The sequence below is a fragment of the Saccharothrix mutabilis subsp. mutabilis genome (assembly GCF_039521145.1).
GTDB classification, from domain to species: Bacteria; Actinomycetota; Actinomycetes; order Mycobacteriales; family Pseudonocardiaceae; genus Actinosynnema; species Actinosynnema mutabilis.
In genome coordinates, this window is the sequence record NZ_BAAABU010000006.1 from 349,686 (window position 1) to 360,192 (window position 10,507).

Annotated in this window: 9 protein-coding genes and 1 rRNA gene; 3 read left to right on the forward strand and 7 right to left on the reverse strand. The window is 72.5% G+C overall.

Going from position 1 to position 10,507, the window contains the following annotated elements; all coding sequences use genetic code 11:
- Positions 1-7: 7 nt before the first annotated feature.
- Positions 8-793, forward strand: a complete 786-nt coding sequence (locus tag ABD126_RS17690) for an SDR family oxidoreductase (RefSeq protein ID WP_343934951.1) — start codon at positions 8-10, stop codon at positions 791-793.
- 86 nt (positions 794-879) lie between these two features.
- Here the strand turns inward: ABD126_RS17690 and ABD126_RS17695 are convergent, their stop codons facing one another.
- Positions 880-1,380, reverse strand: coding sequence for a hypothetical protein (locus ABD126_RS17695; protein WP_343934952.1), 501 nt, complete (start codon positions 1,378-1,380; stop codon positions 880-882).
- A complete protein-coding gene (locus tag ABD126_RS17700) occupies positions 1,373-1,888 on the reverse strand; it encodes a SigE family RNA polymerase sigma factor (RefSeq protein WP_343934953.1) in 516 nt (171 codons plus the stop codon). The genes ABD126_RS17695 and ABD126_RS17700 overlap by 8 nt, the downstream gene beginning before the upstream one ends.
- A 625-nt stretch (positions 1,889-2,513) precedes the next feature.
- Here ABD126_RS17700 and ABD126_RS17705 point away from each other — a divergent pair.
- Entirely contained in the window at positions 2,514-3,155 is a 642-nt protein-coding gene (locus ABD126_RS17705) for an FMN-dependent NADH-azoreductase (protein WP_343934954.1), read from the forward strand.
- On the opposite strand, the gene ABD126_RS17710 is transcribed toward ABD126_RS17705, so the two are convergent.
- Together ABD126_RS17710 and ABD126_RS17715 are read right to left on the reverse strand one after the other, a co-directional pair.
- Complete coding sequence (locus tag ABD126_RS17710) at positions 3,156-3,821, reverse strand: acVLRF1 family peptidyl-tRNA hydrolase (protein ID WP_343934955.1); 666 nt, start codon at positions 3,819-3,821, stop codon at positions 3,156-3,158. It abuts the gene before it with no gap.
- Positions 3,818-4,384 (reverse strand): hypothetical protein, encoded by a 567-nt coding sequence (locus ABD126_RS17715; protein ID WP_343934956.1) that lies wholly within the window; start codon positions 4,382-4,384, stop codon positions 3,818-3,820. The genes ABD126_RS17710 and ABD126_RS17715 overlap by 4 nt, the downstream gene beginning before the upstream one ends.
- Before the next feature lie 316 nt (positions 4,385-4,700).
- On the opposite strand from ABD126_RS17715, the gene ABD126_RS17720 reads away from it, so the two are divergent.
- Positions 4,701-5,678 carry a helix-turn-helix transcriptional regulator gene (locus tag ABD126_RS17720; protein WP_343934957.1) on the forward strand — a complete coding sequence of 326 codons (978 nt, stop codon included), beginning with the start codon at positions 4,701-4,703 and terminating at the stop codon, positions 5,676-5,678.
- A 141-nt stretch (positions 5,679-5,819) separates the two neighbouring features.
- Here ABD126_RS17720 and ABD126_RS17725 read toward each other — a convergent pair whose 3' ends face one another.
- The 3 genes from ABD126_RS17725 to rrf form a co-directional block, all read right to left on the reverse strand.
- Positions 5,820-8,573 (reverse strand): S8 family serine peptidase, encoded by a 2,754-nt coding sequence (locus ABD126_RS17725; protein WP_343934958.1) that lies wholly within the window; start codon positions 8,571-8,573, stop codon positions 5,820-5,822.
- 184 nt (positions 8,574-8,757) lie between these two features.
- Positions 8,758-10,323, reverse strand: a complete 1,566-nt coding sequence (locus ABD126_RS17730) for a deoxyguanosinetriphosphate triphosphohydrolase family protein (RefSeq protein ID WP_343934959.1) — start codon at positions 10,321-10,323, stop codon at positions 8,758-8,760.
- A gap of 98 nt (positions 10,324-10,421) precedes the next feature.
- Positions 10,422-10,507 (reverse strand): 5S ribosomal RNA (rrf, locus tag ABD126_RS17735); the annotation flags it as partial.

Sequence of the window (10,507 nt, forward strand, 5' to 3'; positions counted from 1 at the left end):
TTCGCGCATGACGAGCATCGAGGGCGCGGACTTCACGGGCAGGACGGCACTGGTCACCGGCGCGAGCCGGGGCATCGGCTACGGCGTGGCGCGGGAGCTGCTCACGCGCGGCGCGTCGGTCACCATCACCGCGCGCAAGCCGGACGCCGTCGCGGCGGCGGCGCGGTCGCTGGCGGAGGAGGCGGGCGTGCCGGAGTCGCGGGTGCTCGCGGTCCCGGGCAACGCGGGCCACGCCGACGACCGCGAGGAGGCCGTCACCCGGACGGTCGAGCGGTTCGGCCGGCTCGACGTGCTGGTGAACAACACCGGCATCAACCCGGTCTTCGGCTCGCTCATGGAGGCCGACCTGGGCGCGGTGCAGAAGATCTTCGACGTCAACGTGGTGGCCGCGCTCGGATTCGTGCAGCTGGTGTGGAAGGCGTGGATGCAGGAGAACGGCGGCGCGGTGGTGAACGTGGCGTCGGTGGGCGGCCTGCGGTCGACCGGCGTGATCGGGGCGTACGGGGCGAGCAAGGCCGCGCTGATCCGGCTGACCGAGGAGCTGGCGTGGCAGCTCGGCCCGAAGGTGCGGGTCAACGCCGTGGCCCCGGCCGTGGTGAAGACCCGCTTCGCCGAGGCGCTCTACACGGGCCGCGAGGAGGAGGCCGCTGGCCACTACCCGATGAAGCGCCTCGGGTCGCCGGAGGACGTCGCCCGCCTGGTGGCGTTCCTCGCCTCGGACGGGGCGTCGTGGATCACCGGCGAGACCGTCCGGGTGGACGGCGGCCTGCTGGCGACCGGCACCCTCGCCTGACCCCGGCCGGTTGCTCCGGCTCAGCCGGCCGATCACCCCCGCTCAGCCGACCGATCACCCCCGCTCAGCCGGCCGGTTGCTCCGGTTCAGCCGGTCGGTACCAGGTGAGCCGCCGGGAGGGGCGGCGTGGTGCCTGGGGCGGGCGGGGCCGCGCTCGCGCCCGGTGGGGAGCTGCCTTGTGGTGAACCGGGGGCGGGCGGGTTCGGGTTGGGGGTGACGTTGGGCGGGGCCGGGGCGACCGGGGGTTGGCTGGGTAGCGGCGCGGTGGGGGGCTGGCTGGGCGGTGGTGTGAGTGAGGGCGGGGCGGGGGCGGGTGTGGTGTGGGGCTGGTCGGGGGGTGGGGTGGTCGAGGTCGAGGTGGGTGGGGTGCCGGTGCCGGGCGTGGTGGTGCCGTTCGGCTGGTTGAGCGCGAAGCCGGCTGCCGCCACCAGGGCTGTTGTGGTCAGGGCGCTGCTGACCACGGCCAGGCGCCGGCGGCGGGTGCGGATGCGCCGGCCGTGCCACACGATGTCCACCGCGCCGAACGTGCTCGGCCTCGGCTTGATGTTCAGCTCGTCGAACAACTCCTTCAAACGGTCCTCAAGCACCGCGTGACACCTCCTGCCACAGTTCCTCGAACGCCGGGCCCAACCGCCGCCGCAACGCCTTCAGGCCGCGGTTGGTGTTGCTCTTGACGGTGCCGACCGTGCAGCGCAGCGCCGCCGCCGTCTCCTCCACGCCCAGGTCGTGCCAGAACCTGAGCACCAGGACCGCGCGCTGCTTGGCCGGCACCGACCGCAGCGCGTCCCAGACCACCAACTTGTCCTCGCTGAGCACCGGGGCCTGGGCCTGCTCGGGCAGTTCGCCGCGCAACTGCTCGCGCCGCCACCGCACCCGCCGCCGCTCCGCGATGAAGGTGCGCACCACGATCCTCCGCAGGTAGGGCTCCAGGCCCTCGCGCCGGACCAGCTTCGGCCCGGCCAGGTACAGCTTGAGGAACGCGGTCTGCACCACGTCTTCGGCCTCGTGGTGGTTGCCGCACAACAAGTACGCGGTGAAGCGCATCGAGTCGGCGCACCGGTCGAAGTGTTCGGTGAACTCCGCGTCCCAATTCACGCCGTCATCGCCTCGGGGTCGGGGCGGGCGCGGTCGGAGCCGGAGGGCTGACCGGGGGCTCACCGGGGGTGGTCGGGAGTGGGGCCGCGCCGATGGCCGGGGCCGGCGGTGCGGGTGTCACCGCAGGCGGCGCGGGTGCGGGTGTCGCCGACGGCGGGAGTGAGGGCGCTGGCGTGACCGCGGGCGGCGCCGGAGCGGGCGTCGCCGACGGCGGGAGCGACGGTGCCGGCGTCACCGAAGGCGGTGCGGGGGCGGGCGTGACGGCGGGGGCGGAGGCCGTGGGGGCGGGTGTGGTCGGTACCGGGGACGGGGTCGGCTCGCCGGACGCTCCCGCCAGCGCGGGCACGGCGATGGCGATACCGCCGACGACGACGGCACCGGCCGCCAGGACGAGTCGAGTGCGCATGACCTGCTCCTTCGCTTGGTGGACCACCTCCTCGCGGGGCCCTTCACCCCTATCCATGCGGTTGGGCCGCCCGGTGGTTGTCATGAGTTCGATCAATTTCCGGACCTTGCAGAAGCGGACCACAGTCCGCTAACGTCGGAGGCAAGCGGACCATAGTCCGAATCGCACTCCAAGGCGCCGAACCGCAAGGCGCCGAACCGCAAGACAACGAGGAGCACCATGGGCAAGCTGCTGCACATCTCCGCCTCACCGCGGGGCACCGAGTCCGAGTCCCTGGCCATCGCCGCGGCCTTCGTGGACGCCTACCGCGAAACCCACCCCGACGACGAAGTCGAGCACTGGGACCTGTGGGACGGCACCCTGCCCGCCTTCGGCCCCGCCGAGACCGAGGCCAAGATGACGCTGATCCGCGGCGGCACCCCGACCGGCGCGGCACAGCACGCGTGGGACGCCGTCATCGCCGCCTTCCACCGGTTCGACGCCGCCGACCGCCTGCTGTTCAGCGTCCCAATGTGGAACGCCGGCATCCCGTACATCCTCAAGCAGTTCATCGACGTCGTCTCCCAGCCCGGCCTCCTCTGGGGATTCGACGCGCAGACCGGCTACGAGCCCCTGCTCAGGAACAAGAAGGCCGCGGTCGTCTACACCAGCGCCGTGTGGGCTCCGGGCCTCCCGACCGGGTTCGGCACCGACTTCCAGTCCACCTTCTTCGACGACTGGCTGCGCTGGGCGGGCATCACCGACATCACCGCCGTCCGGCACCACCCGACCGTGCTGGGCGACGTCGAGGACTCCCGCCGGACCGCGGTGGCCGCCGCCCGCGAAGCCGCCAAGACCTGGGAGACCGCCGGCACGCCGTGATCAGTCGCGGACGACGATCTCGACCGCCCGTGCGCGCCGGGCGGCCTCGTCCAGCACCGCCCGCCGGGGCTCGGGCACGTCCAGCACCCGCGGCGAGGCCAGGGCGAACACCCCGGCCAGCCGCCGGTCCGCCCGCAGCACGTCCAGCGCCTGCCGGTCGCCGCCCAGCACCACGGCGTCCAACGAGTCCAGCACGGGCACCAGCACCCGGGCCACGTCGTCGGCCGCCGCCGCCAGCGCCACCCGCGCCTGACCCTCCCGCCGGCGCGCGAACCGCTGCTGCGACCAGCCACCCGCCTTGTTGCGCCCGTGCACCTGACGGCTGTCGGTGGTCGACGTCACCACCGACCCGTCCACCGCCACCCCGACGCTGTGCCCGCCCAGCCGCACCAGCACCAGCCCGATCCGCCGACTTGCCAACGCCTGCGTCAGCAACGCATCGAGCGCCAAACCATCGGAGTCACCCACGGGGGTGAATTCCCCGAACGCCGAGGAGACCGAAGCCGACGCCCCGTCCACCGCCGTCACCACGAACGACGAGGCACCGACCGAAGTGGCGACCACACCGCCGTGACGAGCCGCGAACCGCTCGAACCACCCCTCCAGGCGTTCGGGCTCGACCTCCACCGCCCGCCCGCCGCCGGACACCGGGCGGACCTTGGTCATGCCGGCGCCACGGCCACCCACACGGGCAGCAGGTAACCGCACTCGGCGGGCGAGAGCCGCTGGACCGCCCCAAACCCCGCGCCGGACAGCTCGTCGGAGATCTGCTCGGCGGTCAGCACCCGGTGCCGCGTGGCCACGGTGTTCGCGACCTCCCAGGACGTCTCCCCGCGCACCAGCCGCACGACCTCCAGCGCGTAGGACTCACCGTCCGCCGCCCAGTCCCACAGCTGCACGGTGACCTGCCGGTCCCGCCCGCGCCCGGACACCCGCGGCGGCGGCGCGGTGGGCCGCAGCATGCTCAACCGGTCCAGTTCGGGCACCGCGGCCACCAGCAGCCCGCCGGGCCGCAGGGCCTTCCGGGCCAGCGCCAACGCGTGGGACAGGGCGTTCTCGTGCGCCAACCGGGGCAGCAGGTCGTCACCCGCCCGGACCACGTCCACGCCGACCGGCGCGGGCTCGCGCACGACGTCGAGCAGGTCGACCACCTGGTGCTCCCCCACCCCGAGGACGGCGGCGGCGACCTCGCTCAACGGGTCGTCCGGAACGGGCACCAGGTCGGTCACCGGGCACACAGTAGGGCCAACCGATCGGGTTACGCCAAACGGGCCGTGGTGGCCGCGTCACGCAGCGCGGCCACCACCACCGCTCAACCGATCCCGAAGGGGGCCAGTACCACGACCTCCGGAATCTCGTGCACAATGTTACCGACGGGTTTACAGATTCCAGACCACAGGCAATCACCACTTGACAGATCGAGTGCCACCCCAGTGAACTCGTGACCCGTATGGACCAACCATTGACTCCACCTGGTAGGCACCACCGCACTGCGTTGGCGGGTAGGGTCACTGGGGCGTGATCTAATGACAGCGGGGAGTCACAATGACCAACGCTGCCGGTCGACCCAACCTGTCCGTCGACGACCTCGACTCGACGGGCCACGGCAGTCTTGCGCAGCTCCTGACCACGGGACCCTTCCCGGAGGCGCTGAGAGCGGCGATCAAGGCCAGCAGGCTGAGTCTCGACCGCATCCAGCACAGGCTCGCCCTGCGCGGGGTCACCATCAGCGTCGCCACGCTGAGCTACTGGCAGTCGGGCCGCCGCCGCCCCGAGCGACCGGAGTCGCTGGAGGCGCTGCGCCACCTGGAGACCGTGCTGGGCGTGCCGCAGGCCGGCCTGTCGGCGCTGCTCGGGCCGCCGCGCCCGCGCGGCAGGCGGTCGCGCCCGACGACGATGATGCCGATCGACGCCCTGTGGGCGCGTCGTGAGCGGGTCGCGAACCTGTTGCAGAAGGTGGACACGTCCTCCGACGTGAAGCTGGGCCGGATCAGCCAGCACGACCGCATCGAGATCGCCGCGGACGGCGGCCAGCGCTCAGTGTGGGTGCGCCAGATCCTGCGCGCCGAGCAGGACGGCCCGGACCGCTGGGCGCTGGTGTTCGAGACCGAGGAGTCCGACGTCCTGCCGGACGTGGTCAACCTGCGCAACTGCCACCTGGGCCGCTACGCCGAGGACACCGACGCCAACATCATGGTCGCCGAGCTGATGTTCGACCGCCCCCTGACCAGGGGCGAGACGATCATCATGGAGTACGAGCTGCTGTTCGCCGAGGGCCACTACCCGGCCGGCAACAACACGTTCGCGCGCAAGTTCCGGCTGCCGGTGCGGGAGTACGTGATCGAGGTGCGCTTCGACCAGTCGTACCTGCCCGCCCGCTGCCAGCAGTTCAGCGTCCCGGCCGGCGACGACACCCCGTCGCGGCGGCGCAACCTCGCGCTGGACGCGGCCGGCGGCGTGCACGCGGTCGCGCTCGGCTTCGGCCCGGGCGTGTTCGGCATCCGCTGGGAGTGGCCGAAGTAAAGGTCGTGTTGCCGACCCGAAGTCGCGAAGGCCCCCGGAGAACCCTCCGGGGGCCTTCTTCGCACCAACGCGTTGCCCCGACCGGCGGATCGGCCCCGTGGCACCGGGGCCGATCCTTCAAGCAGCCGTTACCGGCGTCGATCAGACGTAACCGTTGAGGTGCAGCGACACCGCGCGGATGGAGCCGCGGTCGGCCGCCACCTGGTCGACCACCTTGAACGTCCACGTGCCGTCGACCGGTTCGGCCAGCAGCGCCGCCAACGGGCTGTTGGGCCGCCACGTGCCGGTGAACGGCGCGAGGCTCGCGGTCACCGTCGAGTACGCCTTCGCGGCCGAGTCGTCGAACACCACCTGGCACAGGTTCGCCCCGGTGCCGCCGCTGCGCGAGAACACCGTGGCGGTCGCCCCGGACGGCGAGGTCAGCGTGCCGACCAGGTCACCGGTGAACGTGTGGTCGATGCCCACCGTCGTGGCCCCTTCGACCGCGGAGCACGTCGCCCCGTCCACCGAGAAGGTCAGCTTCGACCCGCGCCCGACCCCGGTCACCGGGATCTGCACGGACGCGCCGGTCGCGTCGTTGTCCGGGATCGCCACGACCGGACCGCTGTAGGCGAAGTGCTTGGTCTCCCGCGACGGCTCGCCCACGGGCACGTTGAACGTGCCGGTCGTCGGCGAGGTCGAACCCGCGAAGGTGACCCGGGCGTCCAACCGCACGGGCAGGCCGAGCTGGGCCGTGGCGGGCACGGTCACCTTGAACGTGTTCGTCACGGTCTGCCCGACCTCGACGTTGCCGTAGTACTTCGACCGCGGCGCGATGGTCACCCCGGCGGTCGGCGAGGTCAGCACCAGGCTGGTGGAGGCGGCCGTGCCGTCGCCGACGTTGGCCACCGGCACGGTCACCGTCGCCGTCGTGCCCGGCTTGAGGTACTGGCTGCCGTCGGCGTCGTTGACCACCGACGGCCGCTGCGCCTTGGCCAGCGGCTGCGGCGACGCGCCCGTGTAGGCCAGGACCAGGTCCGCGCGCACGATGCCCGCTCCGGTCCGGTTGTCCGCGCCCGCCTCGGCGATGTCCAGGGCGGTCGTGGTCAGCGCCTCGCGCACCTCGGCCGGCGTCAGACCGGGGTTGCCGGACAGGATCAGACCCGCGATCGCCGCCGCGTTCGGCGCGGACGCCGACGTGCCGAAGAACGGGTTGAAGCCGGTCACGGAGGTGGCGACGCCGTCGGCCGCGGTCAGGTCCGGCTTCTGCCGCACCTCCTCGCGCGGCGTGCCGTCGGGCGCGAAGAACACCCGGCGCGGGCCGTCGGAGGTGAACCGCTCGGGCTTCTGCGTGCCGTCGAACGCGTTCGGGTACGGGCCGCGCGGGTTGGCCGGGTCACCCGGCTCCAGGTCGAACGGCAGCGGGTTGTTCGCCGGGGCGGCGGCCACGCTGATCGCGCCCTTGGCCGCCGAGTGCCCGCGGGTCACGCCCGGCGTGGCGTACCCCTTGAGACCGTCGGAAGAGTCCTTGAACCGGCCGCCGAGCGCGGACAGCGAGAGGTACTGGTCCTCGCCGCGGAACTTCACCACGGCCAGCCGCAGACCGGTCGCGCCCGCCGGGGTCTGCAACCGCTCGTACGGGTCCTGCACCCCGTCCTGGTTGTTCTGGCTGAACGCCACCACGTTGCCCTGCGCGTTGGCCAGGTACAGGTCGTAGTCGTTGAACGACGACGCCAGCGGGTCGGACCAGAACAGCGTCACCGGCACGTTGCCGGACCGGTCGGACAGCGGGTTGAACACCTGCTTGGCGCCCGGGTCGGCGTTGAAGTCGTGCGCGGTGCCGGCGAACTTGCCGATGCCCACGCCGGAGTCGACGAACCGGCCCTCCCAGTGGCCGGAGGTGCCGTCGGCGACGTTGCCCTCGTTGCCCGCGGAGGAGAAGTACACCGCGCCGGCGGCCACGACCTCGTCCACGGCGCGGGCGATCACGCCGTCCTGGAACGGGCTCTCGTTGAAGTACAGAATGTCGTCCACGATCACGTCGCAGCCCAGCTGGAAGCGCAGGCCGCGGATGTTGTCGGCGAAGCTCGCGTCGCCGTTGATCGCGGTGGCGAAGCCGAGTTCGGCGTTGGGCGCGATGTCGTGGAGGATCTCCAGCATCGCGGTGCCCTCGCTGCCCGAACCCTCCTGGCTGGTCAGAACGTCCACGGCGGGCAGCTCGCCGGCGGTCTGCGAGGCGAGCAGCCCGTCCACGCCGTCGGAGATCGCGCACAGCTTCACGCCGGTGCCGGTGACGCGGTGGGTCTGGCGGGCGGTGTCGGCGGCGTGCGCCCGGTCGCCCTCGCCGACCTTGGGCGCGGCGACCCGGGCCGACAGCGCCGCCAACGTGCGCTCCTCGACCTCCTTCGCCTTGTCCTCCTTGGACGGGACCTTGGTGTCCTTCGGGTCCTGCTTGTGGAAGGACTTCCACTCGGCGGCGACCTCGACGCGGCGGACGTCGGCGCGCGCGGCCAGGGCGCTCAACGCGGAGAGCGGGACCTGGGCGCGGACGGTCTTGCCGGTCACGGAGGTGGAGCGGATCGCGGCGCCGGTGCCGCGGACGGCGGCGACCAGGTCGTCGGTCACCTCGTGGGCGCGGACGTCCACCAGGACGGTGCCGCCCGGCTGGACCTTCACGCCGGTGTTCAGGTGCGGGACCTTGCCGATCCCGCCGGGAGCGCGGCGGCGCTGTTCCACCAGCAGCGCGCTGTCCAGTTTGGACTCCGTCTTGGACGCGGTCCTCTTGATCTCCTGAAGCGCCGCGATCTGCAGCGCGGTCTTCTCCTCGACGCCCTTGGACGCCTTCGGCGGGTCCGCGGAGGCCGGCGTCACGGAGCCGAGCAGGGTCAGCAGTGCCGCGGCCCCCGCCGCGAGCACGTGGTTTCTTCGGGATCTGCGATTCGGTGAGCGCACAGGCGTCTCCCCCAGTTTTCGGGCGTGCCCCCGACGCACGCGGCCGGCGATCGGATGTCTCCGATCGGAGGGGTCAACGTATTGCGCACGGATACTTACCGTCTGCCACCGTTCGGCCTACTTCTCAGACGGTAAGACCCATCACAGTTCACAGTACGAAAGCGTCCGTCCACAGCTGACCGGTCCGCCCGGACACCGCGTCGAGCAGCGCGGCGGCCTGGTTGTCGGTCAGCGAGGCGACGAAGTCCACCACCGCCCGGCCGCGCGCGAGCGCCCGAACGGCGTCCGGTCCGGACGGTCCGTCACCGGTCGCGCCCACCAGCGTGCCGGGGTCGGTGCGCGCCAACGCGGTGTACTCGGCGGTGGCCAGTTCGATCAGGTCGTGCAGGCGGCGCGGCAGGCGGTCGGCCTCGTGCCGGTCGGTCGCCCACTGCTCCAGCGCCTCGACCAACGCGGTGAGCAGCCGGGCCTGGCCGCGCTGGTGCAGCGCGAGGTCGGGGCGCAGCAGCACGAACCGGCGGTGCACGAACTTGAGCACCTGCACCTCGTGCCACTGGGCGGTGGCGAGCACGACGTGCCCGGAGCGGGTGGTCGGCTCCTCGATGACGCCGACCGCGTCGACCAGCCGCCGCGTCCACCGCGACGAGAACCCGGCGACCGCCTGCTCGGCCTCCACCGACCCGTCGAACGGGACGGCGAGCAGCCCGTCGACCAGTTCGGACCGGACCTTCGCGACGGCCTGGGCGAACGCGCCGTCGTCCACGGCCCACGAGTCCTTGGCGTGCAGGCGGCGGCGCAGGGTCTCCAGGGACCGGCCGGGGCGGCGTTGCTGGGCGGCGAGGTCGGCGGCGCTCAGCTCGGCGAGGTCGAGGGCCTGGTCGAGCCACGTGTTGAGTTCGGCGGAGACGGTGGCGTGCTGGAGGACGCCGACGCGGTGGAAGTCCTCCAGGTCGTGGATCGCGTAGGCGATGTCGTCGGCGGTGTCCATCACGGACGCCTCGACGGTCTGCTGCCACGGTTCCAGGCGGCCGGCGTAGAACTCGCGGGCCTGGGTCAGGTCGTCCAGCTCGGTGACGTAGGTGGAGAACTTCGCGGCACCCGTGCCCGGCGCGTCCGGCGGTTCGGCGGCGCCGCGGGGCGGTGCGGGCAGGTCGCGCGGGTGCGGGGTCGGGTGCGACAGCCGGGTCCACGGGTACTTGAGCATGGCCGCGCGGACCGCGACGGTGAGGTCGAGGCCGAGCGCCTTGGGTCCCCGGACGTCGGTGGTGGTGACGATCCGGAACGACTGGGCGTTGCCCTCGAACCCGTCGGACAGGCCGAACCGGTGCCGGGCCAGGCGATCGAGGACCTGCTCGCCGAGGTGCCCGAACGGCGGGTGGCCGAGGTCGTGCGCGAGGGCGGCGGCCTCCACCACGTCCGGGTCGCAACCGCCGAGCTTGTCCAGGACGCCGACCAGGTCCGGGCGCGTGTTGAGGCGTTCGGCGATGGCGCGGGCGGCTTGGGCGACTTTCAGGCTGTGCGTGAGCCGGTTGTGCACCAGGAGACCGGACCCGGTGGAGCTGACGACCTGGGTGACGCCGCCGAGGCGGGCGAAGAACGGCGAGCTGGCCACGCGGTCGCGGTCGACGCGGTACGGGCCGGTGGCCAGGTCGGCCGTGCCGCCACCGGTGCCGCCGGACCGGCGGGACGTGCGGGGATCGTGGTCGCGGTGCATGGCAAGAAAGTAGTCCGCCGGCGCGGCCACGGCACTCCTGGGAACGCAAAAAGCCCTCAGGGGCACCCGAGTCGTCGGGTGCCCCTGAGGGAAAGAATGTTCGGCGGCGTCCTACTCTCCCACACCCTCACGAGTGCAGTACCATCGGCGCTGGAAGGCTTAACTACCGGGTTCGGAATGGGAC

Bases quoted from the DNA above. Each gene is read 5' to 3' on its own strand.
- ABD126_RS17690 (WP_343934951.1), top strand. From the start codon at position 8: ATGACGAGCATCGAGGGCGCGGACTTCACGGGCAGGACGGCACTGGTC.
- ABD126_RS17730 (WP_343934959.1), bottom strand. From the start codon at position 10,323: ATGCACCGCGACCACGATCCCCGCACGTCCCGCCGGTCCGGCGGCACC.
- ABD126_RS17720 (WP_343934957.1), top strand. From the start codon at position 4,701: ATGACCAACGCTGCCGGTCGACCCAACCTGTCCGTCGACGACCTCGAC.
- ABD126_RS17705 (WP_343934954.1), top strand. From the start codon at position 2,514: ATGGGCAAGCTGCTGCACATCTCCGCCTCACCGCGGGGCACCGAGTCC.
- ABD126_RS17710 (WP_343934955.1), bottom strand. From the start codon at position 3,821: ATGACCAAGGTCCGCCCGGTGTCCGGCGGCGGGCGGGCGGTGGAGGTC.